The organism is Krasilnikovia sp. M28-CT-15 (genome assembly GCF_047159595.1).
Taxonomy (GTDB): domain Bacteria; phylum Actinomycetota; class Actinomycetes; order Mycobacteriales; family Micromonosporaceae; genus Actinoplanes.
Genome location: NZ_BAAGAK010000001.1, coordinates 3347525 through 3372797 on the forward strand (window position 1 = coordinate 3347525; position 25273 = coordinate 3372797).

Consider the following 25273-nt stretch of genomic DNA (forward strand, 5'->3'; position numbering starts at 1 on the left):
GTCCGTAGTCGCGGTGGGCTCAGCAGCCGGTGGGCTCAGCAGCCGGTGGGCTCAGCTGAGCCAGGCCGCCACGAGTAGCCCGGCCAGCACGAGGCCCACCACGGCCTCGATGAGCAGGCCCGGGCCGAGATGCGACCACAGTGTCGGGACACGCGGGGTCAGCGGCTGCAGGGTGGTCAGGTTGAGCACCTGCCCCACCTTCACCGGCAGCTGAGGGTCCTTCTGCTGCTGGGTGCGCAACTGGACGAGATCCCCCCGGTGCAGCGCGGAAACAGGCAGATACCCGTGCATCTCGACCTCGTACGTCTGACCCAGGTCGTCGCGGACCCGCAGCGGGGTCACCAGATACTCGGGGCCCTTCTTCAGCTCCTTGAAGCTACGGCGCGGGCCCCGCCCACCGCCGCGCAGCGTAGCGAGGATCAACGCGACGAGGCCCTGGGCGATCCCGGCCGCCACGAAGACCGCCAGCAGCAGCGGCTGGCCGACCTTGACCTCCCGGGTGTACGAGGACTGGAAGCCGACGAAACGGCCCGTGATGACGGGACCGGCGTGCCGGAGGATCTGCTCGCGGTACAGCCCGGCATCGTCCATGGGTCACCTCTGCGGGCGAGGAGATGGATGTCCCCTGATGGTACGGAGAGCGATGTCTGGTGCACAGTGAGTGAATTTTGGTTCATTGCGCCCTTCTGACCGGCCCGCCGCCGTTCCACCGACGGCCCGGTGTCCGACCCTCTCCGCCGCGGTCCGCCGAAGGTCTTCCGATTGCGCGAAACCGCTCCAAACCCGCCCCGGGCGCGGTGAACTTGTGCTGACCACGCGTCCCGGCGCGCGCGGCGGACCGACGGGGGACCACCATGGCTACAGGGTCGACGGCGTACATCCGGCCGGACAGCGTCCTGGCGCGCACAGCCGCGGAAGTGATGGAGGCGCACGCCGGTGGCGCCGGCCCCACCGCGGGGATGACCACCTGCCCCGTGTGCGGGGAACCACTGCCCTGTTCGACCGGCCTCGCCGCCGCCGAAGTTCTCGTCGCCGCCGGGCTGGCCGAGTCGTCCGGCCTGGTCGAGGCGGCCCGGCAAGGACGCGGCGGGCCCGCCGGCCCCCTCATGCCGCCCGGCGGGCTGACGATGCCGCGCACCACGGAGCCGGTTGCGGACTTCGACATCCCGGGTCTGCCGGCCACCCCCGGGGACCCCGGACACGCCGAGCCCCCGGACATCGCGGCTGCCCACGCCCGGCCCGCGCCACCCCGACCCGCGGCGGAGCGGACCGGCCACGGGTTGCCCGAGCCCATGCCGGCGGACGCGCCGATGCCGCCCGGTGGCCCGGCCGCCCCTGCTCCGGCGGCTTTGGGGCTGCCCCCGGCGCCTGGGTTGCCGCCAGCCTCGGGGTTGCCGTCGGCGCCCACCTCGGGCCTGCCGCCTGCCGAGCCTGCGGCCGAATCGTTCACACCCGGCCCGGCCGCATCCGAAGCGGCGGGCCGGTTTGCTTCTGCGCCGGACCTCACCCCGGCCCCCGGCCCCGCCGGCCCGCCTGGTCTGTCCGCGCCGTCTCCGTCGCCCGCGGCGCCCTCGGGTCTGTCTGGGCCGCCTTCGCCGCCCACCGCGTCTTCGGGCCTTTCCGCACCGCCGCCCACCGGCCCGTCGGGTCTGTCTGCGCCGTCTCCGTCGCCCACCGGGCCGTCGGGCCTTGCCGCGCCTGCGCCCACTGGCCCGTCGGGTCTGTCTGCGCCGTCTCCGTCGCCCACCGCGCCGTCGGGCCTTGCCGCGCCTGCGCCCACTGGCCCGTCGGGTCTGTCCGCGCCGTCTCCGTCGCCCACCGCGCCGTCGGGCCTTTCCGCGCCTGCGCCCACTGCGCCGTCGGGTCTGTCCGCGCCGTCTCCGTCGCCCACCGGGCCGTCGGGCCTTTCCGCACCTCCGCCCGCTGCTCCGTTGGGGCCGCCATCAACGGCCGGAGCCCCCTCGGGTCTCTCGGACGCGGGGGCGGGCAGCCCCGCCTCCGCTGCCCGGGTCAGCCCGGAGGCCAGCGGTCCGGCAGGTGGACCCGGGCACCCGGTCGGGCCCGCCGCAAGCGGCACGAGCACCACACCATCCGGGCTCCCCGGCGGCCCCTCGGCGCCGTCGCACGGCGGCGCCCCGCTGACGGGATGGGATTCCACGGCGGCGTCGGCCGGCGGCCCGCCCGCACAGGCCGAGCTGCCCGGCGACCGCGCCGCTGGCCCTGTGAACGGGGCGTCCGCTCTGACCGCCCCGCGGGAGAGCGGCGCGCCGCCCGCGACACCGGGATTCGCACCCGGTGGCCGGGCTGGTGTCGCGCACCCCGACGCGCCCGCCGGTGCCGGGCCCGGCTCGGCGCCGTCGCCGCAGTGGCCCGCCCCGGGAGCGCAGACGGGCGGCCCTGCCGCGCCGTACGGCGCGGGCACCCACCCGTCCCACGGCGGCGGTCCGGTCACCCCGCCGACGGGCGCCGGGCAGGCGCCCGGGAGCGCACCACCGGCCGTGCCGCCGAACCTTCCGCCGGACTTCGATCCGCTGCTGCTCGGGCCGCCGATCTATGTCCAGCAGAACCGGCCCTTGGACGCGCCGCAGTTCACGCCCTCCCGCCCACGGACCGACCAGCCCGGCGGCGTCCCCGGCCAAGGACCAGTGCCCGGGCCGGGAGGTCAGCCCGGTCAGCCCGGCCCGGCGGGGCAGCCCGCTCAGCCCGGCCCGATGGGGCAGCCCGGTCAGCTGGGCGCAGCGGGACAGCCTGGGAGCGTTCCTGGAGCGGCCGGACAGCCGCAGGGCCGCCCGCCCACGCGCCCGGACGAACCGGCCGCCCCGACGGCCCCGGCCAGCGGCCTGACCCCGGGAGCCGAGCCCTCGGCCCGGCCACCACTGGAACCGCCGCAGCTCGGGCAGCCGCAGCTCGGGCAGCCGCAGCCGGGGCAGCCGCAGCTCGGGCAGCCGCAGCCGGGGCAACAGAGCCCGGCGGGTCAGATGACGAGCGGGCTGTCGCTGGAACCGCCGCAGCTGGGCCAGCAGAACCGCCCGCCCCTGGCGGCTCAGGCGGGCGGCCCGCCACCGCTGGGACCGCAGAACCAAGGTCAGGAGCAGACCCGGCCGCCGCTGCAGCCCCCGCAGCTCGGTCAGAACCGGCCCCCGCTGGAGGCAGGCGAGCCCGGTCAGCGCAACCGGCCGCCGCTGGCGGGCCAGAGCCCGGCGCGGCCACCGCTGGAGCCGCCGCAGCTCGGCCAGCACAACCCGCCGCCGGGCGCCGCATCCGGGCTGGGTCCCGAGGGTGCGCCGCCGTCGGCGCAGCAGCCGTGGGCGCAGCCGGGCGCCCCCGTGGCCGGACACGAGCCAGCACCGGGCTCCACCGCCAACCCGCTCCAGGGCACCGGCCCCACGCGATCACTGGGACCGATTCCGACTCCCGCCGCCCTGCAGACGCCGGGCCAGCAGCCCACCGGTGCCCCGAGCGGCCTGGCGTCGGCGCAGCCGCCGAGCCGGCCGCCGCTGGAGCCGCCACAGCTCGGCCAGCACAACCGCCCGCTGGAGGCGGGACCGGCCGGGCAGCCCGGCACCGGCACCCCGTCCGGACTGTCCGGCCAGGGAGCCGCCCCCGGCGGGCCGTCAGGCCTGACCGGGCCTGGCCCGACCCCGCCCACGATGCCCTCCGGGTTGCCTGCGCCGGGTTACGCCGCCCCGCCGCCGGGGCCTGTCTCCGCGGGGTACCCCGCAGCGACCTCCGCGGGCCCCGCCGGCCAGGGGAGCGGTCTCCCGTCCGGCCTACCCGGGCCGGGCAGCGGCCTCCAGCCGGGCGTGCCGGGCCGTACCCCGGGTGAGCCGGAGCCCGGGTCCGCGGACACCGGAGCCCCCTCGTGGGCGCTGCGCCGCGACGAGGACAACGAGGCCGCAGCGCGGGACCCCGGCGGGCAGGCGCAGCCGCCGAGCGGCCTGACCCCGTACACGCAGCAGGACGACGCCGGCTGAGCGCCGGGGTGTCCATCGAGCCCCGCATCCCGTACGGATGCGGGCCGCGGCCGTCGCCCCCGGAGCGTGCCGGCCTTTCGGGAGGTGGAGCTGTCGTGAGGGAGCGCGGGGGCCCGACCGTAGGCGCGGATGGGCTGCCGGCGCGCCGCCACGATTTGGGTCGATGCGTTTGAGTCACACAGCCGGGGCAGTAACGTCGCCCCAAGGGGCCGATCCGGGGACGGTGGGGACCGGGCGCTCGAGGCGCCAGCGGGGCGATGGCTCCCGCCTCGCCCTCCGGCCGAGGGTGGCCTCGCCTGTCGCGGCGAGGCCGCGCGAGGGAGAGACGATGCCCGCACGTGAAGAAGTGCAGACGGTGGAGTGTCCCCCGGCGGATCTCGACGCCGCCGCGGTTGTCTACGCGCGACGGTGCGCCGGTGCACCGCCCGCCGCACGCCAGGCCCTGCGCGAGGAACTCGTCGCGGCGTGCCTGCCGTTCGCGGGGCGGCTCGCGCGGCGCTACCGGGGCCGCGGCGAGCCGCTGGAGGACCTCACCCAGGTGGCCCGCCTGGGCCTGGTCAAGGCCATCGACCGGTACGACCCGGTGCGCGGCTCGTTCACCGCGTACGCGGTCATCACCATCACCGGCGAGATCAAACGCCACTTCCGTGACAAGACCTGGGGCGTGCATGTGCCCCGCCGGATCCAGGACCTCAGCCTCGAGGTGGCCCACGCGTGCACCGTGCTGACCAGCCAGCTCTCCGGCAGCCCTACGGTGGCCGAGATCGCCGAGTTCCTGCGCGTCGACGAGGACGCGGTGGTCGAGGCGATCGAATCGGCGGCCAGCTACTGCCCGGCGTCGCTCAACGCCCCGGTCGGTGCCGGCGGTGCCGGTGAACTGGGTGACCTGCTCGGCGGTGTCGACCTGGACCTGGAGGCGGTCGACGACAAGCTGACGGTCGCGGACCTGCTGCTGCGGATGCCCGCCCGGGAGCGGCGGATGCTCGCGCTGCGGTTCTACGGCAACCGTACCCAGGCCGAGATCGCCCATGAGCTGGGCGTCTCCCAGATGCATGTGTCCCGCCTGCTGAGCCGGGCGCTGACCTGGCTGCGGGAGGCGATGCTGCGCGACACTCCGCCGCGCTGGGAGGGTGCCACGGGTGCCGGGCACGACATGCGCGTGTCGGTGGCCCGGATGCCGGGCGGGCTGACGGTACGGGTACGCGGGGAGGTCGACCGGGACACCGCCGAGCGGCTGCGGGCGGGGTTGGGGCAGGCGGTCTCGGCGGCTTCTGGCCAGCGGATCGTCGTGGATCTCTCCGGGGTTCCGCTGATCGACGCGGCCGGGGTGGCGGCGCTGGTGGACGCCCGCGCGGGCGCGGCCCGCGCCGAGGTGCCGCTGATCGTCCGCGGAGCGCAACCGTACGTGGCCCGCATTCTGGCGGTTTCCGGCCTGGCCCCGATGCTGGCGATGGAGTAGGCGACGTGCCCCCCGGAGCGGGGGTGGGTGGGGCCGGACCGGCTGCCGGGCGGTGCCGCGCGGGGGCCGGGCTGGCGCCGGGGGCGGCGCCGGCGGGCGACGCCGGCCGGCATATCGGGCGTCCGGGGCGGGAGTCGGGCGCAAACGGCGGCCGACATCAAGTACCGTTGCCGGCCATGGGTGTGTCGCAGCGGCTGAAGAGCCGGTTCCGTAAGTTTCTGCAGCGTCCGGGCACCACGGTCGATCTCGCCCCACTGCGCCGTCGGCTGCCGGAGATCGAAGCGCGTGAGGAGGCCCTGGCGGCTCTCGACGACGCGGAGCTGACCGCCGCGGCCGCCGAGGCGCACGATTTCACGGAGATCTGCGCGGTCGGCCGGGAGGCCGCGAAGCGGGCGCTGGATCAGCGGCCGTACGACGTGCAGCTGCTCGGCGCCATGGCCCTGCTGTCGGGCAAGGTCGCCGAGATGGCCACCGGCGAGGGCAAGACCCTGACGGCGACGATCGCGGCGTACGGGCACGTCCGGCTCGGCAACGGGCCGGTGCACGTGCTCACGGTCAACGACTACCTGGCCCGCCGCGACGCCACCTGGATGGAGCCGGTCTACACCCTGCTCGGGCTCACGGTCGCCTGGGTCACCGAGGCGTCGACGCCGGAGGAGCGCCGGGAGGCGTACGCCTCCGACGTCACGTACGTGTCGGTGAGCGAGGCGGGCTTCGACTACCTGCGTGACCAGCTGGTCACGGACATCGCGGACCGGGTGCAGGGCGAGCTGGCCACGGCGATCGTGGACGAGGCCGACTCGATCCTGATCGACGAGGCCCGGGTGCCGATGGTGCTGGCCGGCAGCATCCACACCGAGAGCGACCCGGTGCACGAGGCCGCCGAGCTGGTCCGCGACCTGCGCCCCGGCAAGCACTTCGAGGTGGCCGACGACGGCCGCAGCGTCGCCTTCACCGCCGCGGGCCTGGCGGAGATCGAGCGCCGGATGGGCATCGACCTGTACGCGCACGAGAACGTCGAGCAGCTCTCCGCGGTGAACGTGGCGCTGCACGCCCGGGCGCTGCTGCGCCGCGACGTCGACTACATCGTGCGCGACGGCTCGGTCGAGCTGATCGACGAGATGCGTGGCCGTGTGGCGCAGCGCCGCCGCTGGCCGGACGGCCTGCAGGCGGCCGTGGAGGCCAAGGAGGGGCTCAGCGCCACCGCCGAGGGCGAGGTGCTGGACACGATCACCGTGCAGGCGTTCATCGCGCTGTACGAGACCAAGTGCGGGATGACCGCGACCGCGGTGCACGTGGGTGAGCAGCTGCGCGAGTACTTCAAGCTCGAGGTCGCGGTGATCCCGTCGAACGCCGAGAACATCCGCATCGACGAGCCGGACCGGATCTACTCGGCGCACGACATGCGCGACGAGGCGCTGGTCGAGGAGATCAAGCTGGCCCACGAGAAGGGCCGCCCGGTGCTGGTCGGCACGCTCGACGTGAAGGCGTCCGAGCAGCTGGCGGCGCAGCTGGCCGCGGCCGGGGTCCCGTCGCAGGTGCTGAACGCGAAGAACGACGCCGAGGAAGCGGCGATCATCGCCGAGGCGGGCGCGCTGGGCGCGGTGACGGTCTCGACCCAGATGGCGGGCCGCGGTGTCGACATCCGCCTGGGCGGCAGCGACGAGAAGGACCGCGACCAGGTGGTGGAGCTGGGCGGACTGTACGTGATCGGCAGTGGCCGCCACGACAGCCGCCGGGTGGACGACCAGCTGCGTGGCCGGGCCGGCCGGCAGGGCGACCCGGGTGGCTCGGTGTTCTTCGTCAGCCTGGAGGACGACCTGGTGGGCCGGCACGCGGGCGACATCCTGCCCGCGTCGCCGCGGATGGACATCGACGGCGTGGTGCACGACGAGACCGTGGACTACGCGGTGGAGCATGCCCAGCGGGTCGCCGAGGGTGTCAATCACGAGATCCACCGCAACACCTGGCGCTACAGCGTGGTGATCGAGCAGCAGCGGGTGGCGCTGGCCGAGCGGCGGGAGCGGCTGCTCACCAGCGAGGTGGCCGCGATCATGCTGCTGGAGCGTTCCCCGGAGAAGGCCAAGGCGACCGATGAGGACATCCTCAGCGACGCCGGCCGGGCCATCGCCCTGTTCCACCTCGACCGGCTGTGGGCCGAGCACCTGGCGCATCTGAGTGAGGTCCGTGAGGGTGTGCACCTGCGGGCGCTGGGCAAGCTGGACCCGCTGGACGAGTTTCACCGGGCGGCGGTACCGGCCTTCCAGACGATGTTCACCGAGATCGAGCGGCGCACCATCGAGACCTTCGAGGAGGTCGACCTCTCCGACGGGTGGCAGCCGGAGCAGGCGCAGATCGTGCGGCCCAGCGCGACGTGGACCTATCTGGTGCACGACAACCCGTTCGGCTCCGAGCTGGACCGGCTCATCGCGGCGGTGGGCCGTCGCCTCACCTCCGCCGGACAGTAACTACGGGCTGTGCCCCGGGCCCGCGCGGTGGGCGGCGAGTACGTCGCCGCCGAAGTCGCCGCGCGGGCGGCGCAGCACGGTGTGCGCGTGGTTGCCGTCGTCGGTGGTGTTGTCGTACTCGATGAGCAGGTCGTCGGCCTGGACGCGGTAGTAGTGGCGGCTGCCCGGCCCGGGCGGCCCCTCCCACGCGAAGTGCACGTCCGTGCCGAGGGTGTCCGCGTACGCGGCGGCCAGCTCGTCGGGTAGCCGTCCCAGGTAGAGCGCGACCAGCTGGTCGAGCAGGGCCCGCTCGCCGGGGCGCAGGTCGGCGCGGTGCACTCCGGCCGGTGGGATCGGCCCCGCCGACGGCGCGGTGCCGCTGCGGATGTCGGACGGTGCCTGCTCGGCGACGATGGCGCGCCCCCGTGCCGTGGGGGTCATGGCCAGGAGCAGCTCGCGCCCGAGATCCTCCTCGGCGGCGAGGGGCCGCAGCACCACCCGCCCGGCGGTGTCCACCCGGGCCGGGTTGGCCCCGAGGAAGACCGGGGCGGGGGAGACCACGTCGTCGGCCACGGTCATGCTGACCGACAGGTGGTGGCCTTCGAACCGCCAGCCCCACCGGTCGTCGCCCGGGTTGCCGAAGACCACCACCCGGTAGTCCTCGCTGTGTCGTCCCCGGCGCCAGTCCTCCCGGCGGTCCAGCACCTCCTCCAACGCCACGACCGCCATGGCCTGGGCGTACGCGGGCGGGCTCAGGGCGGTGGCCAGCAGCCGGTGTGCCGCCTTGCGAGCGCTCACCTCCAGGTCGGCCAGGCTGAGCCCGGGGCGTGGTTCGGGCCGGTACTCGATCCAGCGGCGGGCCGCGTCGTCGAAGGTCCGGGTGGCCGTGGCTTGCTGCTCGCCGGTCAGCGCGGCCAGCAGCGTGTCCGCGACGGCGCGCATCTCGTAGGCGAGGATCATGTCGGAACCCCCTGGCCGCGGCGCGGTGCGCGGTGCGCGTCGCGCATCCTGGTGTGAACGCGATCGTTTCGCCGTGCCGCGCGTGGATTATTTCATCGGCAACCACCTGAGCGTACGATGCCAATCTCGGCCACACATTCGCGGAAGGCGTGGATGTGACGGGCGGCGCGCCTGAACACGGGCCTGCCGCGTCCCGGCCCGGGCGGCCGTGTGGCCATTTCTCGCCGACGTCGACGTGCGGCTCGACGGGTGCACCACGCCGCGCCGCCGGGCATCGGGCCCGGCGACGGCCGCGGCGGAGGGCCGATGGCGGCCCGGGCGGCGGGATCTCCCCCGTACCCCCATGTTGTACTGGGTAAACCTGGCGGAGAGCGCGTTCTTTGGACGGCTCGGACCGACTCGCCGCGGGGCTGCGGAGCGGCCCGGGCCGTACGCATCGTAAGATGGCCATCACTGCCTGGGTGGCGGGCGTCGCCGCGCCACGGTAGTTTGACGTGAGGAAAACTGTTCTTTCCCGAGGACTCCAACGAATGGATGCATGCTGTTAACCCGTGACGGGAATCGCATTTCCAGTGCGGAAATCTCTCATGTGGAACGACCTTCCCACACTGTGGTTGCCGTCTTGACCGGACAACCCGCGAACCGACAATATCGACCCCGTTTACGAATGTATTGTTTTCGTCTGCCGCTGCGGGGTGCGGCCTATCCGTATCGCAATTTGGGGGGCATTCATGCCGGTCACGGCACTGTCGGCACGCGCCGGGCGGCGCGGTTCGCACGCGACGGGAGCGAGGAACGTCGCGACGATCCGTCGTACTCCGACCGCGCTCGCGGCCGATCCCGCGCTGACCGTCACACTGGCGATCCCGCTCACCGACGAGGGGCTCACGCCGCAGGCCCACCGCCTGCTCGACGCCGTCCGCGAGCTCGTCGAGCTCGGGCAGGGCGCGGTCTCCGTCGCGCCGCCGGATCCGGAACCCGCGCTGCCGGTCGCCGCGCACAGCGGCCCGGAACTGCGCCTGCTCACCGCGTCCCGGCAGGTGATGCTGGACGGTGAGGTGCTGCCGCTCACCCGGCTCGAGTTCGACCTGCTGCTGTTCCTGGCGGAGAACCCCCGCCGGGTCTTCAGCCGGACTCAGCTGCTGTCGGCGGTCTGGGGCTACGAGCACACCGGCGAACGCACGGTCGACGTGCACGTGCGGCGGCTGAGGGTCAAGCTTGGTGGCAACGTTCCGCTGATCACCACGGTCTACGGCGTCGGGTACCGCCTCTCGGACGAGGCCCGCGTCGTGGTGCAGCCGCAGGACTGAAGTACGCGCGCGGCTATCGTGGCCGCATGCGTGCGCGTCCGGTGTCCACCCCGGCCCTGGTCGAGGAGCTGGCCGACCGTATTGCGGGCACGGCTCCCGACCGGTGGCTGCGGGTGGGCATGGACGGAGCGCCGGCCGCCGGTCCGGGGGAACTGGCGGACGCGCTAGTCGGCCCGCTGCGGCTGCGGGGGCGGGCCGCCGTCCGCATCGACGCCGAGGACTTCCTGCGGCCCGCTTCGCTGCGCCTGGAGTTCGGCCGGACCAACCCGGACTCGTTCTACGCCGGATGGCTGGACGAGGACGGGTTGCGCCGGGAGGTGCTCGACCCGGCCGGTCCGGGCGGCAGCGGGCGGGTCCTGACCCGGCTGTGGGACACACGTACGGACCGGTCTGCGCGCGAGCCGTACCGTCAGCTGCCCACGGCCGCGGTCGTGCTGGTGAGCGGGCCGCTGCTGCTCGGTGGCGCGTTGCCGTTCGATGTCGCGGTGCACCTGTCCCTGTCGCCGGCCGCGCTGAACCGGCGGACGGCGCCCGAGCAGCACTGGACGCTGCCCGCTTACGCCCGGTACGACGCCGAGGTCGATCCGGCGGCGTTCGCGGACGTGGTGGTCCGCGTGGACGACCCGCGCCACCCCGCGGTGCTGCTCGACCGCTCCTGATCCCGGTACGCGGGATCGGTCACACCTTCGCAAACCGCCTCTGACCTGCGACGCGAAAGCATCCTCACGCAGTCCGTGGCGGTTTCGAGCACTGACAGTTATGCTCCGATTACTTTTCAGCGAAGATCCCGTTTGAGATCTTCCGCGGTGGGTATCAGCCGGCTTCACGGAGGCCACGCCGGCCCGGGGGACCCCACCGGCAGGCAGGGGCAGTGCAGACCGGCAGGGTCACAGGCGAAGGGTAGGGGAGCGCATGCTCGTCAACAGCACGGTGATCGCGGGGAAGGGTGCGGAGACCGCCACGGGGCGCTCAGCCGAGGAGGTCGAGCAGATCCGGACGGTGCTGCGGACCCGATACGAGGATCTCAACGCCGAGTACGAAGACGCCGTGGCCGAGAACCAGAAGCTGCGCCTCGTCGAGATCGGTGACGCCGCCGGCGACGACCAGGCCGACAGCGGCTCCAAGACCGCCGAACGGGACGCGGCCACCTCCCTGCTGCGTACCCTGCTCGACCGGCGGATGCAGGCCGAACTCGCGCTGCAGCGTCTGGAGGACGGCACGTACGGCTACTGCGATGGCTGCGCCAACCCGATCCCGGTGGCCCGGCTCGAGGTGTTCCCGTCGGCGACCACGTGCGTGAGCTGCAAGTCCAACCGCGAGCGCCGCGCGGGCTGAACCTCAGCGCGCCACCGGTCCGTCGTCCCCGCGCGGGCGGCGGACCGGCCGCATCCTCGGTAGCGTGAGCCGGTGGGCACGATCGAGGTCGGCACGGCATCGTGGACCGACCGCACCCTGCTCGAGTCGGGGTGGTATCCGCAGACCGCGGACACCCCGGAGAAGCGCCTGGCCCACTACGCCCGGCAGTTCCCCGTGGTGGAGGTGGACGCCACCTACTACGGCCCGCCCGCCGAGCAGACCACCCGACTGTGGGCCGAGCGCACCCCGCCGCACTTCACGTTCAACATCAAGGCGTTCAGCCTGCTCACAGGTCATCCCACCCGGGTCTCCGCGATCTACAAGGACCTGCGCCCGCAGACCGAGAAGAAGTCCGTCTACCCGGGTGACCTGCCGCCGCAGGTGTACGAGGAGATCTGGTCGCGGTTCCTGTCGGCGCTGGACCCGCTGCAGGAGGCGGGCAAGCTCGGCGCGGTGCTGTTCCAGTTCCCGCCGTGGTTCGGCATCCGCCGCTCCAACAAGGAGTACCTGCGGGAGGTCGCCGCCCGGTGCAAGCCGCTGCGGCCGGTCATCGAGCTGCGCAACGCCTCGTGGTTCGAGGGCGCCAACCACAACGAGACCCTTGACTTCCTGCGCGCGTTCGGGTTGCCGTTCGTCTGCGTGGACATGCCGCAGGGCCATCGCAGCTCCGTCCCGCCGGTGCTGGCGGCCACCGCGGACCTGGCCGTGGTGCGGTTCCACGGTCACAGCGACAAGTGGACCAGCAAGGACATCCACGAGAAGTACGGCTACCGGTACACCGACGACGAGCTGGCCCGGTGGGCGCCGAAGCTGCGTGCCCTCGCCGACGACGCCCGGCACACCCAGGTGTTCATGAACAACTGCTACCTGGACTACGCCCAGCGCAACGCGGCCGAGTTGCAGCAGCTCCTGACGGAGAGCTGAGACCCGCTACCGGCCGAACGCGTTCAGCACCGCGCCCACCCCGCCCAGCGGGAAGACCATCGACCACGGCACCACGAACAGGTAGCCCAGCACCAGGCCCGTCACCGCCATCGGGTGGCCGCCCCGCATCCCGTCCCGGGTGGCGCTCATGCCCTGGTGGCCCAGCACGATGGCAGCCAGGCACGGCAGCCCCAGCAGGAACCAGCCGCCGAGTGCGCCGAGGACACCCAGCACCATCGCGGCGGTCGCCGCACCCGAGGTGGACGAACCCTGGGCTACCGCGCCGGAGATGACCGGGCCACCGTCCAGGCCGGGTGGCGCGGGTGGCGCGCCGGGCACCACCGGCACCGGATAGGCGTAGCGGGTGCGCTCCAGGTCGTGGGGCAGCTCGTAGGTCACGGTCGTGCTCCGTCCGGGCTGGACGCGACCCGGAAGGGCGGCCGGTCCCCAGCCCAGGACCGGCCGCCCGCCCACTGTGGTCGCTGCGTCGCGACCGGCATAGCCATCAGACGCCAATCCGGATGATCGGCGCCCCGATCCACCGCGATGGCCGCCAGCACGCGCCGACGTCCGGCAAGGTGCGTGCGAGCGGACGAATCCGTTCGGCTGGTCCATGCCTCATTCGCGACCCCGGGCAGGCCGCGTCCACGTGAGGCTGACCTCGACGCCACCCCGCCCTACCGACTCGGTCGGGGGCTGATCTGCGGGGTGCGGGTGACCTCGAGGCCCCGGCGCGCGGCCTGCCTGGCCAGGGCAGCCGCGTCGATCACGGCGGCCCCGCCCGGGTCGTTGTTGAAATAGACGTACGTGGGCAGCCCGCCCAGCCGCTGCGCGATCCGGTCCAGCCAGCTCGCCAGGGCCGCCCGCCCATACCGCGGCCGGGGATCGGCCCGGCCCTCGTGCAGCCGCAGGTAGCCGAAGCCGGCGGTCACCCACAGCGGAGTGACCGGGCGGCCGTTGCGGTCGGCCCAGCACAGGGCGGCACCGTGCCGGGTGAGCAGGTCGCGGATCTCGGGGGTGAACCACGACTCGTGCCGCGGCTCGACCGCGACGCGCACGTGCGCGGGGAACCGCCCCAGCGTCTCGTCGAGGGCGGCCGGGTCGGCCCGCAGGTTCGGCGGCAGTTGCAGCAGCACCGGGCCGAGCTTGTCGCCCAGCGCATCGGCGCGGCTCAGGAACCGGGCCACCGGCTCGGCCGGCTCCCGCAGCCGCCGGATGTGCGTCAGGTAGCGGCTCATCTTCACCGCCACGACGAAGTCGGCCGGGGTCCGCTCGCGCCACTGCTGGAACGTGGCGCGCTCCGGCAACCGGTAGAACGCGTTGTTGATCTCCACCGTGCCGAACTGCCGGGCGTAATGCTCCAGCCAGAGGCGCTGCGGCAGGCCCGCCGGGTACAGATACCCGGTCGCGTCGCCGTCGCGCGGCGGCCGCCAGTCCCGGTACTGGAAGCCTGAGGTTCCGATCTGCAGCACGTCGTGGTGGATACCCACCGCGGCCAGGCTGAAAGCCGTGCGCCGGGTTAGACGCGCCGATGGTGGGTAGATCGAAGGCCCGACGACCCGGTGACTGGAAGCCGGGCAACCTTGAAGGAGATTTCATGCGACTCAGCGACGACGACATCACGAGCGCCGGTGCCGCGGACGGCGAGGGAGTGGCGGACGGCGGCGCGAACCCGGCGGGCAACGACGGCGGCGCCGACGGCAGCGCGGCTCGGGGCGGGGAAGGACCGGCCGACGGCGGCGCGAACCCGGCGGGCAACGACGGCGGCGCGGACGGTGGCGCCGGTGGCGAAGGGCCGGCCGACGGCGGGGCCAACCCGGCGGGAACCGATGGCGGCGCCGACGGTGGCGCGTCCTGACGGGCCGGCGCGCGATGACGACGGATACGTGCGCGGGGTGCGGATGACGATGGACACGGGCCGGATGGCGTCGGGCGGGACCGCTCCCTCGGTGCTCCAGCGGTGCGTCGCGGTCGAGACGGCGAAGTTCGCGGCCGCCTACTGGGGGCGGTCGCCGCTGCTGTCGCGGGCCGGGGAGCTGGCCGGGCAGTACGGGTTCGCTGAGCTGTTGTCGCCGGCCGCGGTGGATGAGCTGCTCAGCCGCCGCGGCCTGCGGACGCCGTTCCTGCGGGTCGCGGATCAGGGCACGGTGCTGCCCGCGGGCAGGTTCACCGGCGGCGCGGGCGCGGGCGCGGAGATCGGCGACCAGGTGCACGACGACAAGGTGCTGCGACTGTACGCGGGCGGTGCCACGCTCGTACTCCAGGGGCTGCACCGGATCTGGCCCCCACTGATCGACTTCGCCGACCGCCTCGGTGTGGAGCTCCGCCAGCCGGTGCAGGTCAACGCGTATCTCACGCCGCCCGGCCACCAGGGCTTCGCCACCCACTACGACACCCACGACGTGTTCGTCCTGCAGGTCGAGGGCACCAAGCGGTGGCGGGTGCACGAGCCGGTCCTGCCCGATCCGCTGGAACGCCAGCCGTGGGGTGGCCGCGCCGACGAGGTGGCGGCCACCGCCGAGGGACCCGCCGCGCTGGACACGGTGCTCCACCCCGGCGACGCGCTGTACCTGCCGCGGGGCTGGCTCCATTCCGCCGCCGCCCAGGACGGCCGCAGCCTGCACCTGACCGTGGGGGTACGGGCGCTGACCCGGTACGCGATCGTCGAGGAGCTGCTGGCCCTGGCCGCGGGGGACCGCCGGCTCCGGGCCGGTCTGCCGTTCGGTACGGACGTGACCGATCCCGACGCGGTCGAGCCGGAGCTGACCGAGACCGTGGAGGCGCTGCGGGACTGGCTGGGCAGCGCCGAGCCGGCCGCGCTCGCCGAGCGGCTGCGGTCCCGTGCCTGGCCCGCGGCACGTCCGGCCCCGATCGGCCCGCTGGCGCAGCTCGACTTCGCCGAGCGGCTCGGCGCCGACGACCGGATCGCCGGGCGGGCCGGGTTGCGCTGGCGGCTGTCCGGCGACGGCGGTGAGCGGGTCGTGCTCCAGCTCGTCGACCGCGTCGTGCGGTTCCCGGCGTACTGTGCGGCTGCCGTGCGGTCCGCGCTCAGCGGCGTGCCGGTGCGGGTCGGTGACCTGCCCGGCCTCGACGACGACGGGGACCGGTTGGTGCTGGCCCGGCGTCTGCTGCGGGAGGGCCTGGCCGTCCCGGCCTGAGTGGAGCTAGCCGCCGCCGAGGATCGCGACGATCAGGCCGGCCGTGGCCAGCCCGGTGAGCAGCACGGTGGTGATCGCCGCGGCGTTCAGTTCCGCGCCCCGGCGGTCCGCCACCCGCTTCGCCGCGAACACCGCGACCACGGGGCCGAGCACCAGCGCGATCAGCGCCACCACCGGCAGCGCCGCCGCCCAGTCGCCGCCCGCCGTGGTGCCGGCCCAGCGCAGCAGCTGGTGGGCCGCCACGCCCAGCAGTCCGCCGACGCACCCGAACATCGCGAACACCGTGGTCGTGGCCCCGGTCAGCGGCCGCGGCGGCGGCGTGTACGCGACCTTCGCCGCGACCTGCTGCAGATAGTCGTCGGCGGTCAGTTCGCCGCGCTGCCGGGGCACGGTGGGCTGAGGCACGGTACGGCCGAACCGCTCGGCGGCCGGGCCGACCCGGTGGACGAAGTCCGACCACAACCCGGCCGCCCGGGCATCGGCCTCCTCCCGCGCCCGCTGCGCCGCGCGGACCGCCCCCGCCGCCTCGCGTACGGAGTCGTCCGCGGCGCGCACCGCCTCGTCGGCCGCCGCGACCCGGGCGTCGTGCCAGGCCACCGCCTCGGCGCGGTGCGCGGCCGCCGCGGCGTCGAGAGTGGTCAGCCGCCGCAGCACCGCCCGGTAATCGTCGCCATTCACGCGGTGCCCGTCCTTCGGATGCGCCTGGTGCACCCGTTCACGGGGCACCGTACGGGATGATCACCTCGGCGCCGCGGTGCACCGAGCGGTCGAAATGCAGCGCCCGCCACGGCCGCGGGTACCACACCGGCGCGCCCGCGCCCGGGTAGTACGGGGCCAGTTCGCTGCCGTGCACGTCCAGCGCGACCCAGGCCCCGATGGCGTCGGTGCGCGACCCCTGCCCGCCGAGGGTCTCGCGGAGCATGGCCGCGCCACGCCACCAGCCGAGGACGTGGATGCGCCGTTCCGGGCCCTGGCGCAGGATCCGGCGCAGCAGCTCCGCCGTGCGGACCCCGCCGGGCGCCGCGTCCACCGCGTACAGGAATAGGAAGTGGGGCCGTCCCGCGGCGGTGGCGTCGGCGTCGGCGGCCTCGGCGGCGTCGTCGAGGAGCCAGCCCACGCTGTCCGGGCCGTACCAGCCGGTGTCCTCGGGCAGGTGGGGGCGCAGCGCGTCGACCGCGGCGGCCGCGTCGGAGTCCAGGCAGGCCACGGAGAAGCGGGCCGCGCCGGGCGGATACTGGGCGGCCAGCGCCCGGGCGGCGGTCCCCAGCACCGCGCACGCTTCGTCCACCCGGGTGCCGAGCACGGCGAGGTTGCGGCCGGGTGCCCGGCGCAGCACGGTCCGGGCGGAGTGGGCGGCCACGTCGATCGTCTCGCCGAGCAGCACCACCGGGGCGGGCCCGGCCGGGTCCGGGGCGAGGCGGGCGAAGTCGGGGCTGTCCGCGAGCCGCGGCACCACGTCGCCGTCGAACAGGCGCGGCGCGCTCAGTTCGGGGGGCCGGCGCCGCCACAGCCGGTGCTGTAGCGCGCTCCACTGGTCCCGGTCGCCGGCGGCGGGCACCCGCACCACGCGGTTCGCCTCGAGCGCACCGGAGTCCGCGTTGACCACGGCGTGGAAGCGGGGCAGCGCGTCGGCGGCCGGGTTGGTCTCGGCCAGGATGCGGCGGGCCCGGGGCAGCGCGATGCGCAGCGAGAACTGCGCGACCAGTGCGGGCCGTCCCCACAGTGCCTCGATGCCGGAGACGTCCTGGCTGGCCAGGATGAGGTGGATGCCCTGGGAGCGGCCGCGCCGGGCCAGGTCCTCCAGCAGGTCCACGGCCTCGGCGGCCAGCGCGTCGCGCCCGGCCAGCAGCACCTGGAACTCGTCGACCACGGCCACGATCCGCGGCCAGTGCCCGTCGGGGTCCTCGGCGCGCAGCTCGGCCAGGTTGGTGACCTCGTGGCGTTTGGCGGCGTCGGCGCGTCGGCGCAGCTCCGCGCCGAGGAAGCGCAGCAGCGCCAGCCCGAACTCACGGTCGGTGTTGACGTTGACCCCGACCAGACGTACGTGGGGTAGCCAGCTCGGGTCGCGCCGGCCGGGCGCGAACCGGGCGAAGGACACCCCCTCCTTGAAGTCGAGCAGGTAGAAGGCCAGTTCGGCGGGGGAGTACCGGGCCGCGAGGGCCCCGATCCAGGCGTAGATCAGGTTGGTTTTGCCGGTGCCGGACGGCCCCGCGATCAGCGCGTGCGGCGGGTAGTCGCTGAGCGTCACGATGACCGGGTTCCCGTGTGGACCGTCGCCGAGCGGGGCGCTCAGGCCGGTCGCCGAGTGCTCGCGCCAGTCCTGGTCCGGCAGCAGGGTGTCCAGGGCCACCGGACGCGGTCCCGCCGCGACCTGTTCGGCGATCCGCCGGCTGGTGGCGGTGACCAGCGCCGCGGGCGGACCCTCGTCCAGGCGTACGGGCAGCTCGCCACAGCCGGACAGGCGGGCCGCCCGGCCCCGGGCGGCGTCGATCACCTCGACCCCGGCGGGTGGCTCATCCACACCGATGCCGCGCAGCACCAGGTGCACCCCGCAGGCCGCTCCCGTACGCAGCAGCCGGTCGAGCTGCCCGCGTTCCTTGCGCGACAGTTCGTCGCCGCGCCCGCCGCCCAGCAGCACCGCGACCCGCCACGGCTCGGGCCGGCGCCCGGTGGCGGCGGCCAGCGCACCCAGCGACGGGTGTTCCCCGGCCAGCACGGTCTCGTTGATCCGCCGGACGTGGTCGACCAGCTCGTCGAGCAGCGCGCCCAGCGCGCCCGGCCCGGCGAACGTGAGCACCCCGGCCGCGGCGAGCCCGGCGAATCCGGCCAGCCCGCCGCCCAGCTGCTCCGGGTCGTAGCCGGTGAGGCGTACCGTTCCGGGCCCGGTCGTGCCGAGCGCGCGCAGCAGCAGGCCCGCCACCACCTCGTCGCTGGCCGCGGCGTCGCCGCGCACCACCACGTGACCGCGGTCGAGCAGCGGCACGAGCGCGGGCACCTCCCCCTCGTACGGCAGCAGCAGGCGGCCGACGCGCAGCTCGCTGGCGCCGACGGCCGGAGTGGGCGCCCAGCTCGCCCAGGGCGTGCCCGCGGCTCCCGGCGCGCCGCGGCGGCCCGCGTCGGCGGCGGCCCCGGCCAGCGCGGCGAGGTCGTCGTGGTGCTGGTGGTCGATGTCGCGCAGCCGGGTGTCGCGTTCGACGGCCAGCCGGATCTTCTGCGCCTCGGCCGCGGCGGCGACCCGGTTGCGGCGTTCGACCGCGGCGAGGTGGCGGTGGCGGGCCGCGTCCACAGCGGACTGTGCGGCGCCGAGCGCGTGCGCCAGCCCGGCCCGTACGTCGAGCACCTGCTGGGTGGTGGACTCAGGCATCGGTGTCGCGGGGGCGCAGCGGTTCCGGGGCCGAGGGCAGCAGGGCTGCCGGGTCGCGGCCGAGCCGGGCGAGGAGCACGCCGGTCAGCACGCCCGAGGCGACCGCGGTGTCGGCCGGATGCGGCTGGTCGGGGTCCGGGGCGGGGGCGCGGCAGACCCGGGCGAGCAGGGTGTCCAGCACGGCGGGCGCGACACCGGGCAACAGGCTGCGGACCGGCCCGGTGGCCGCGTTGCGCAGCCGGTCGAGGTCGGCGGGCCGGGGTTCGTGGCCGAGGAGGTCGCCCGCGAGGCGGTGCAGGACGGGTGGGGTCACCGCGGACAGTGCCAGGCCCGAGGAGGCGTTCACTGCGTGCAGGTCGTGGCCCAGCCGGGCCCGGTCGCCGCTGCGCACCCCGGCGGCCACCCGGCGCAGCAGTTCGGCGGCGTCGGTCGCGGCGGGGGTGGTGTCGCGCTGCGGCGCCTGCCCGGTCAGTTCCGCGACCCGCTGCTGCCACCACGGGCCGAGCCGTTGCGACGGTGGGGGGCCCGCGCGGGGTGCCGGTGGCGGGGCGACCTCGGTGAGCCCGGCCCGCCACCCGGAGTCCGGCCGGGCGGCGTCGCCCGCAAGCCCGAGCGCCCCCAGGTACGTGGCCAGGGCTTCCTGGGCGACCCGCAGCGCGGCGGCGGCGTGCTCGGCGTGCTCGGTCGCGTTGCCCAGCTGCGGCACCCCGAGCGGGTCCACGGAGGTCTGCCGGACCCAGTTCAGCAGTTCGGTGGCGGCGCGCAGCCGGGCCAGCGCCACGTCGACGAGGCCGGTGGGCAGCTCGTCACCGGCGGCGCGGATCTGCGCACCGAGTTCCTGCAGGACGGACATCGCGGGCTACAGCGTGGCGGTGTAGGTCTGGGCCTGCTCGACCGCGACCAGGGTGGCCGAGAGGCACTCCTCCAGCTGCTGGTCGGCCTGCGACAGGGCGGCGTGCGCGGCGCCGACCGCCTCGTTGGCGCTGCCGTCGAGGGCGCCCGCGAGGCTCTGCTGGGCCTCGCCGAGTTTCTCCCGTGCCGCCTGGATCGCCGCCTGCCCCTCGGTGACCTGTTGCAGGGCGGCATCGACGGCCGCTCTGAGCTCGGCGACGCTGGCCACGGCGGCAGCCTCCTGGGGGGTGTGGGGGTACGCCGCCGCCCAGGATAGTCGTCCCCGATGGGGTGCTCATGCCCGCACGTCCGATTCCGCCCATCAGGCGGCGAGCGCGGTTCAGCGCGGCTGCGGCCGGGGCAGGGTGGAGGGGCCGCGGGTTTCGGCGCCGAGGGCGCTGACGCGGGCGCGCAGTTCGCGGTCCGCGGTCACCACGACCACCCGGCGGCCGGGACGGGCGGCGCCGACCAGGTCCACGATGGTGTCGTCGCCGGAGCCGGGGGCGCGCTCCACCCGTACCGTGCTGGCGGCCGGGATGTCGCGGGCCTTGCCCTCCACCACCAGGACGACCTCGACGGGGGCCGGAAGGTCGGGCAGTCCGGCGGCGGCCAGCGGCGCCAGCCGCTCGCGCAGCCGGACCGCCGCGGCGGCCCGGTCGCGCCACCACCCGTCCGGCACGGAGCCCACCACGTTGGCCCCGTCGACGATCAGCAGCGGTTCGGGCATGTCGCCAGCCTCGCACGCGCGGCGGCGCCGGCGCGGTCGGCCGCGCCCACAACCCGGCGCGGCCGGGCTATGCCGCCGCCAGCTGGTGGTTGCCGAGCGCGGGATAGTCGACGAGCCACTTGACGTACCGCGGGTTGCGGGCCACCGCCTCCTGGTACGCCTCCACGGCCATGCCGATCAGCCGGGGGGCGACGGCGGCCGCAGGGCTGTCCGGGTGCCACCCGAGCACCTGCCGCCAGCGCAGCGGGGACCCGGCCAGCGGCCGGTGGGTGAGCCCGGTGGGCGGCCGGAAGGTGGGCTGGCAGATGCCGATGGCCAGGCCCATCTCCACCATGTCCACCACGCCGCGCACGTCGGTCTCCAGGACCCGGCGGGGGGTGAAACCGGCCCGGGCGCACGCGGCCGCGAAGCAGTCGGCCATGCAGCCGTCGCCGGTGCCGGCCGCCCACTGTTCCTCGGCGAGCTCGGCCAGGTCGATGTCGTCGCCCGCGGCCTGGGGGTGGCCTTCGGGCAGCAGGATGCAGACCGCGTCCACCGCGATGGTCTGCCACATCAGGCCGTAGTCCGCGGACGGCATCGCGTCGCCGCACACGCCGACCTGCGCGTAGTCCAGCTTCCCGGCGACGACCATGTTGGCCAGTTCGTCGACGTAGTACGACGCCTGGGTGGAGATCTGGGCGTCGGGCTGGGCCTCGGAGAGCCGGTGGACGAGGCCGCCGATGACCGGCCCGCCGATGGTGCCGATCCGGTACCGGCTCATGCCCTGGTCGGTGCCGGCCCCGGCGAGCCGGGCGGCCTCGTCCTGTAGCCCTTTCATCGCGGGCAGCAGGACGCGGGCCCGGGACAGCACCAGCTCGCCGAGGGCGGTGGCGCGGGCACCGCGTCGGTCGCGTTCGAACAGTGGACCGCCGAGGGTCCGTTCGATGCGTTGCAGTTGGGCGGTCAGGGCCGGTTGGGCGAGCCCCAGCAGCGACGCGGCCTTCGTGACGCTGCCTGTCTCGGCGATGGCGCAGACCACCTTGAGATGCCGCAGCTCCAGGTTCATAGCGTGACGGTAGGACGTTCATGGGATCGACGGGAAGACCTTTGGACAGTGATAGATCCGCTACATATGACAAACGGGTTAAGCAAATGGACAGATCCGAATAACTAGTGCGCAAGATCAGCACCGTACGTGCAGGGTCGGAAACATTCAGTAAGATCAACGTCTACTTTGTACGTTGTTTACATATCGTGCGGATACCCCGGGCGGCATCGACGACCGTGTCGACGTCCGCCCGCTGCGCCCACCGCCGAACGGGCAGACGATTGCCGCCTGGTAAGAAGGGCCCATGGACGCCACCGCCGCCGACGAGGTCGTGGAGATCTGTCGCGACCTGCTCCGGATCGACACCACCAACACCGGTGATCCCCGCACCACCGTGGGCGAGCGCACCGCCGCCGAGTACGTGGCCGAGCGCCTCGACGAGGTCGGCATCGCCTCGGAACTCTTCGAATCGGCCCCCCGCCGGGCCAACCTGGTGGCCCGCATCCCCGGCGCAGATCGCTCGCGCGGCGCCCTGCTGCTGCACGGCCACCTCGACGTCGTTCCCGCGGACGCCAGCGAGTGGTCCGTCCACCCGTTCTCCGGCGCCGAACGCGACGGCTACCTGTGGGGACGCGGCGCGATCGACATGAAGGACTTCGACGCGATGATGCTCGCGGTGGTCCGCCAGTGGCGCCGTACCGGCGTGACGCCGCCGCGCGACATCGTGCTGTGCTTCACCGCCGACGAGGAAGCCGGCATGGAATACGGCTCCCAGTGGCTGGTCCGCGAGCACGCCGATCTGTTCACCGGCTGCACCGAGGCGATCGGCGAGGTCGGCGGCTTCTCCTACACGGTCAACGACGACCTGCGCCTGTATCTCGTCGAGACCGCGGAGAAGGGCCTCGACTGGCTGCGCCTGCACGCCCGTGGCCGCCCCGGGCACGGCTCGTTCGTGCACGACGACAACGCGGTCACCGCGCTCGCCGAGGCAGTCGCCCGGGTCGGGCGGCACCGCTTCCCGATGGTCGTCACCCCCACGGTCGCGGCGTTCCTGGAGCAGGTGTCCGACGCGTTCGGCATCGAGCTGGACCCGGCCGAGCCGGAGGTGGCCATCGCCAAACTGGGCCCGATCGCCAACCTGATCGGCGCCACCCTGCGCAACACCGCCAACCCGACCCGCCTGGACGCGGGCTACAAGGACAACGTCATCCCGGGCCGGGCGTCCGCCACGATCGACTGCCGCACCCTGCCCGGGCAGGCCGAGGCGTTCCTGGAACAGCTGCGCGAGGTCATCGGGCCGGACATCGAGATCGAGCACATCTCGCAGCAGGGCGCGGTCGAGACCGGCTTCGACGGCGCGCTCGTCGACGCCATGGCCGCGGCGTTGCGGGCCGAGGATCCGGGCGCGCGGGCGGTGCCGTACATGCTCTCCGGGGGCACAGACGCGAAGGCGTTCCACACGCTGGGCATCCGCTGCTTCGGCTTCGCCCCGCTGCGCCTTCCCGCCGACCTCAACTTCTCCGCGCTGTTCCATGGCGTCGACGAGCGGGTGCCGGTGGAAGGACTACAGTTCGGCGTGCGCGTGCTCGACCGACTTCTGCAGACCAGCTGAGTTCATATATTTCCGAAGGGACGCCGTCACCATGTCCGACCAGTATGCGGAGCTGGACAAGGCCCTGGAACGGGTCTTCGACGCCGCCCGGGCCCATCTCGCGGCGGTCAAGGCCGCCGAGGGCCGAGTCGATGACGACGAGGTGTGGCAGGCGTACGTCACCCTCAACAACACCTCTTATGCGTACGACGAACAGCTGCTCGACACGTTCGGCGAGGTCACCCCGTGGGATGTCGAGTCGATCGACCCCGACGAGGCGGACCGGCGCTTCGGGCTCGGCGTGGACGGGCTCGGCGGCACCGGCGCCAGTGACCCGTACCCGCAGGTGATCTCGGTGCGCCAGCGGCGCGACTACCGGGTGCCCAGCGTCGCCGCCCTGCTGCGGATCGCCGAGGTCGCCCGCCGCGAGGCCGTGCCCGCCGACGAGGACGCGGGCAGCGTGGAGAGTGTGGGGGAGGCCGTCCTCGAGCTGCTGCAGGCCGGCGACGGTTCGCTGGCCTCGCTCGACGTGCCCGAGCTGGAGCCGCTCGACGGTCTGCTGACCGTGAGCGAGGTGGCCAAGCCACTCGACCTGGAGGCGTACGACGACGCCGACGGCACCGGGCCGTTCACCCCGGAGGCGGGTGACCTGCTGGTCGGCCGCCTCGACGAGCACCCGTTCCTGCCCGACGAGGACGAGGAGCACGACCACCAGCACTGACCGGTGCGGGCCGCCCGGCCGGGCTTGGATTCAGTACGACAGACCTGGCTGGGCGGGGCCCTGCACCAGGCGGCGCAACATCACCCGCCGGGTCCCGTCCGGGAACAGCTGGACCCGGGCCAGCTCCCAGCCTGAGAACTCCGCCCGGATGGCCAGCTGCGCCGCAGCGGTCAATCGATCGACATTCGACGGCAACCGCAGCGGCGCATATTCGTAGTCCATGTGACCTAATATGCGCCAGCCTGCGGTCCTTTGCCAGTACCCTCGCGCTCCGGGTAGCCCACGGAAATGGCGGACACGTCGTCCAGCGCCGACGCGATCTCGGCGGGCAGGGTGAGCTGGTCGCTGGCCAGCGCGCCCTGCAACTGCCCCGCGGTGCGCGCGCCCAGAATCGGCGCCACCACCCCGGGCCGGTCCCGCACCCAGGCCAGCGCCACCTCCAGCGGCGACACGCCGAGCCCGCCCGCCGCGATCACCACCGCCTCCACGATGCTGGAGCTGCGCGGCTCCAGGTAGGTCTGCACGAACGGCGCCAGATGCTCCGAGGCGGCCCGCGAATCCGCCGGGCGCCCGTTGCGGTACTTGCCGGTGAGCACCCCGCGCCCGAGCGGCGACCAGGGCAGCACGCCGATGCCCAGCGCCGCCGCGGCGGGCAGCAGCTCCCGTTCGATGCCGCGCTCCAGCAGCGAGTACTCCATCTGGGCGGCCACCACGGGCGCCCGCCCCGGGTACGCGGCCTGCCAGGTGGCCGCCCGGGTGGTCTGCCACGCGGCGAAGTTGGACACCCCGACGTAGCGGACCCGGCCCGAGTCCACCGCGTGATCCAGGGCCGACAGGGTCTCCTCCAGCGGGGTCTGCGGGTCGTACCCGTGCACCTGCCACAGGTCCACATAGTCGGTGCCCAGCCGCCGCAGCGACGCGTCCAGGGCGCGCAGCAGATGCCCACGGGAGCCGTCGCGCCGCCGGTACGGCCCCCGGGCCAGTCCCGCCTTCGTCGCGATGAGGATCTCGTCGCGCGGCACGAGCTGGTCCAGCAGGGAGCCGATGACCGCCTCGGCGTCGCCGTCGCCGTACACGTCGGCGGTGTCCAGCAGGGTGCCGCCCGCGTCGAGGTAGAACTTCAGTTGCGCGGCCGCGTCGTCCGGATCGGTGTCGCGTCCCCAGGTCATGGTGCCGAGCGCGAGCCGGGAGACCGCCAGCCCGCTACGGCCGAGCGGTCGTTGCTGCATGGGTGAACCTTATTCACAGCCGGTCATCCGCGAAATCCTTGTGGCAGGTCAACCGCGTCGGGAAGGCGACGGAACACCGCGAAGATCACCGAGCGTGGTTGCGTAGGCTTCCTGACGGGAGCAAGGCGGCTCCCG

23 protein-coding genes are annotated in these 25273 nt (G+C 74.2%); 11 read left to right on the forward strand and 12 right to left on the reverse strand.

The window, feature by feature from the left end:
* Window positions 1-51 precede the first annotated feature (51 nt).
* Entirely contained in the window at window positions 52-591 is a 540-nt protein-coding gene (locus tag ACMCNO_RS15565; protein WP_412750149.1) for a hypothetical protein, read from the reverse strand.
* 1631 nt (window positions 592-2222) lie between these two features.
* Here ACMCNO_RS15565 and ACMCNO_RS15570 point away from each other — a divergent pair.
* From ACMCNO_RS15570 to secA2, 3 genes are all read left to right on the forward strand, one after another.
* A complete protein-coding gene (locus ACMCNO_RS15570; protein ID WP_412750150.1) occupies window positions 2223-3974 on the forward strand; it encodes a hypothetical protein in 1752 nt (583 codons plus the stop codon).
* 328 nt (window positions 3975-4302) lie between these two features.
* Window positions 4303-5433: a SigB/SigF/SigG family RNA polymerase sigma factor gene (locus tag ACMCNO_RS15575; protein ID WP_412750151.1), complete on the forward strand. Its 1131-nt coding sequence runs from the start codon at window positions 4303-4305 to the stop codon at window positions 5431-5433.
* A gap of 176 nt (window positions 5434-5609) precedes the next feature.
* Window positions 5610-7901, forward strand: a complete 2292-nt coding sequence (secA2, locus tag ACMCNO_RS15580; protein ID WP_412750152.1) for an accessory Sec system translocase SecA2 — start codon at window positions 5610-5612, stop codon at window positions 7899-7901.
* Here secA2 and ACMCNO_RS15585 read toward each other — a convergent pair whose 3' ends face one another.
* Entirely contained in the window at window positions 7902-8840 is a 939-nt protein-coding gene (locus ACMCNO_RS15585; protein ID WP_412750153.1) for a DUF3500 domain-containing protein, read from the reverse strand. It abuts the gene before it with no gap.
* 731 nt (window positions 8841-9571) lie between these two features.
* Here ACMCNO_RS15585 and ACMCNO_RS15590 point away from each other — a divergent pair.
* The 4 genes from ACMCNO_RS15590 to ACMCNO_RS15605 all read left to right on the forward strand — a co-directional run bounded on the left by ACMCNO_RS15590 (window position 9572) and on the right by ACMCNO_RS15605 (window position 12430).
* Window positions 9572-10150: a winged helix-turn-helix domain-containing protein gene (locus tag ACMCNO_RS15590; protein ID WP_412750154.1), complete on the forward strand. Its 579-nt coding sequence runs from the start codon at window positions 9572-9574 to the stop codon at window positions 10148-10150.
* Between the two features lie 26 nt (window positions 10151-10176).
* Entirely contained in the window at window positions 10177-10809 is a 633-nt protein-coding gene (locus tag ACMCNO_RS15595; RefSeq protein ID WP_412750155.1) for a uridine kinase, read from the forward strand.
* A gap of 253 nt (window positions 10810-11062) precedes the next feature.
* Window positions 11063-11485, forward strand: a complete 423-nt coding sequence (locus ACMCNO_RS15600; RefSeq protein ID WP_412750156.1) for a TraR/DksA family transcriptional regulator — start codon at window positions 11063-11065, stop codon at window positions 11483-11485.
* Window positions 11486-11557: 72 nt separating this feature from the next.
* Window positions 11558-12430, forward strand: coding sequence for a DUF72 domain-containing protein (locus ACMCNO_RS15605; protein ID WP_412750157.1), 873 nt, complete (start codon window positions 11558-11560; stop codon window positions 12428-12430).
* Between the two features lie 6 nt (window positions 12431-12436).
* Here ACMCNO_RS15605 and ACMCNO_RS15610 read toward each other — a convergent pair whose 3' ends face one another.
* Both ACMCNO_RS15610 and ACMCNO_RS15615 read right to left on the reverse strand, forming a co-directional pair.
* Window positions 12437-12829 (reverse strand): DUF4190 domain-containing protein, encoded by a 393-nt coding sequence (locus ACMCNO_RS15610; protein ID WP_412750158.1) that lies wholly within the window; start codon window positions 12827-12829, stop codon window positions 12437-12439.
* A 278-nt stretch (window positions 12830-13107) separates the two neighbouring features.
* The gene (locus ACMCNO_RS15615) at window positions 13108-13920 is read right to left on the reverse strand and encodes a DUF72 domain-containing protein (protein WP_412750159.1); all 813 of its coding nucleotides are present in this window, start codon (window positions 13918-13920) and stop codon (window positions 13108-13110) included.
* A 107-nt stretch (window positions 13921-14027) separates the two neighbouring features.
* Here ACMCNO_RS15615 and ACMCNO_RS15620 point away from each other — a divergent pair, with 107 nt between their 5' ends.
* Entirely contained in the window at window positions 14028-14288 is a 261-nt protein-coding gene (locus ACMCNO_RS15620; protein ID WP_412750160.1) for a BatC protein, read from the forward strand.
* Window positions 14275-15588 carry a cupin domain-containing protein gene (locus ACMCNO_RS15625; protein ID WP_412750161.1) on the forward strand — a complete coding sequence of 438 codons (1314 nt, stop codon included), beginning with the start codon at window positions 14275-14277 and terminating at the stop codon, window positions 15586-15588. Before ACMCNO_RS15620 ends, ACMCNO_RS15625 begins: the two co-directional genes overlap by 14 nt.
* Window positions 15589-15594: 6 nt before the next feature.
* Here ACMCNO_RS15625 and ACMCNO_RS15630 read toward each other — a convergent pair whose 3' ends face one another.
* The 6 genes from ACMCNO_RS15630 to ACMCNO_RS15655 form a co-directional block, all read right to left on the reverse strand.
* Window positions 15595-16266: a hypothetical protein gene (locus ACMCNO_RS15630; protein WP_412750162.1), complete on the reverse strand. Its 672-nt coding sequence runs from the start codon at window positions 16264-16266 to the stop codon at window positions 15595-15597.
* Between the two features lie 37 nt (window positions 16267-16303).
* A complete protein-coding gene (locus ACMCNO_RS15635) occupies window positions 16304-18952 on the reverse strand; it encodes an FtsK/SpoIIIE domain-containing protein (protein WP_412750163.1) in 2649 nt (882 codons plus the stop codon).
* Window positions 18945-19805: a hypothetical protein gene (locus ACMCNO_RS15640; RefSeq protein ID WP_412750164.1), complete on the reverse strand. Its 861-nt coding sequence runs from the start codon at window positions 19803-19805 to the stop codon at window positions 18945-18947. The genes ACMCNO_RS15635 and ACMCNO_RS15640 overlap by 8 nt, the downstream gene beginning before the upstream one ends.
* A 6-nt stretch (window positions 19806-19811) precedes the next feature.
* Window positions 19812-20072 (reverse strand): hypothetical protein, encoded by a 261-nt coding sequence (locus ACMCNO_RS15645; RefSeq protein ID WP_412750165.1) that lies wholly within the window; start codon window positions 20070-20072, stop codon window positions 19812-19814.
* Between the two features lie 111 nt (window positions 20073-20183).
* Entirely contained in the window at window positions 20184-20570 is a 387-nt protein-coding gene (locus ACMCNO_RS15650) for a hypothetical protein (RefSeq protein WP_412750166.1), read from the reverse strand.
* A 67-nt stretch (window positions 20571-20637) separates the two neighbouring features.
* A complete protein-coding gene (locus tag ACMCNO_RS15655; protein WP_412750167.1) occupies window positions 20638-21615 on the reverse strand; it encodes a LysR family transcriptional regulator in 978 nt (325 codons plus the stop codon).
* 286 nt (window positions 21616-21901) lie between these two features.
* On the opposite strand from ACMCNO_RS15655, the gene ACMCNO_RS15660 reads away from it, so the two are divergent.
* Both ACMCNO_RS15660 and ACMCNO_RS15665 read left to right on the forward strand, forming a co-directional pair.
* Window positions 21902-23209 (forward strand): M20/M25/M40 family metallo-hydrolase, encoded by a 1308-nt coding sequence (locus ACMCNO_RS15660; protein ID WP_412750168.1) that lies wholly within the window; start codon window positions 21902-21904, stop codon window positions 23207-23209.
* A gap of 31 nt (window positions 23210-23240) precedes the next feature.
* Complete coding sequence (locus ACMCNO_RS15665; RefSeq protein WP_412750169.1) at window positions 23241-23909, forward strand: hypothetical protein; 669 nt, start codon at window positions 23241-23243, stop codon at window positions 23907-23909.
* A 30-nt stretch (window positions 23910-23939) separates the two neighbouring features.
* Here the strand turns inward: ACMCNO_RS15665 and ACMCNO_RS15670 are convergent, their stop codons facing one another.
* Window positions 23940-24131 (reverse strand): DUF5703 family protein, encoded by a 192-nt coding sequence (locus ACMCNO_RS15670; protein ID WP_412750170.1) that lies wholly within the window; start codon window positions 24129-24131, stop codon window positions 23940-23942.
* 5 nt (window positions 24132-24136) lie between these two features.
* Window positions 24137-25138, reverse strand: coding sequence for an aldo/keto reductase (locus ACMCNO_RS15675; RefSeq protein ID WP_412750171.1), 1002 nt, complete (start codon window positions 25136-25138; stop codon window positions 24137-24139).
* Window positions 25139-25273: the final 135 nt, after the last annotated feature.

Bases quoted from the DNA above. Each gene is read 5' to 3' on its own strand.
- ACMCNO_RS15565 (WP_412750149.1), bottom strand. From the start codon at position 591: ATGGACGATGCCGGGCTGTACCGCGAGCAGATCCTCCGGCACGCCGGT.
- ACMCNO_RS15575 (WP_412750151.1), top strand. From the start codon at position 4,303: ATGCCCGCACGTGAAGAAGTGCAGACGGTGGAGTGTCCCCCGGCGGAT.
- secA2 (WP_412750152.1), top strand. From the start codon at position 5,610: ATGGGTGTGTCGCAGCGGCTGAAGAGCCGGTTCCGTAAGTTTCTGCAG.
- ACMCNO_RS15585 (WP_412750153.1), bottom strand. From the start codon at position 8,840: ATGATCCTCGCCTACGAGATGCGCGCCGTCGCGGACACGCTGCTGGCC.
- ACMCNO_RS15590 (WP_412750154.1), top strand. From the start codon at position 9,572: ATGCCGGTCACGGCACTGTCGGCACGCGCCGGGCGGCGCGGTTCGCAC.
- ACMCNO_RS15595 (WP_412750155.1), top strand. From the start codon at position 10,177: ATGCGTGCGCGTCCGGTGTCCACCCCGGCCCTGGTCGAGGAGCTGGCC.
- ACMCNO_RS15600 (WP_412750156.1), top strand. From the start codon at position 11,063: ATGCTCGTCAACAGCACGGTGATCGCGGGGAAGGGTGCGGAGACCGCC.
- ACMCNO_RS15620 (WP_412750160.1), top strand. From the start codon at position 14,028: ATGCGACTCAGCGACGACGACATCACGAGCGCCGGTGCCGCGGACGGC.
- ACMCNO_RS15635 (WP_412750163.1), bottom strand. From the start codon at position 18,952: ATGCCTGAGTCCACCACCCAGCAGGTGCTCGACGTACGGGCCGGGCTG.
- ACMCNO_RS15640 (WP_412750164.1), bottom strand. From the start codon at position 19,805: ATGTCCGTCCTGCAGGAACTCGGTGCGCAGATCCGCGCCGCCGGTGAC.
- ACMCNO_RS15650 (WP_412750166.1), bottom strand. From the start codon at position 20,570: ATGCCCGAACCGCTGCTGATCGTCGACGGGGCCAACGTGGTGGGCTCC.
- ACMCNO_RS15655 (WP_412750167.1), bottom strand. From the start codon at position 21,615: ATGAACCTGGAGCTGCGGCATCTCAAGGTGGTCTGCGCCATCGCCGAG.
- ACMCNO_RS15660 (WP_412750168.1), top strand. From the start codon at position 21,902: ATGGACGCCACCGCCGCCGACGAGGTCGTGGAGATCTGTCGCGACCTG.
- ACMCNO_RS15665 (WP_412750169.1), top strand. From the start codon at position 23,241: ATGTCCGACCAGTATGCGGAGCTGGACAAGGCCCTGGAACGGGTCTTC.
- ACMCNO_RS15670 (WP_412750170.1), bottom strand. From the start codon at position 24,131: ATGGACTACGAATATGCGCCGCTGCGGTTGCCGTCGAATGTCGATCGA.
- ACMCNO_RS15675 (WP_412750171.1), bottom strand. From the start codon at position 25,138: ATGCAGCAACGACCGCTCGGCCGTAGCGGGCTGGCGGTCTCCCGGCTC.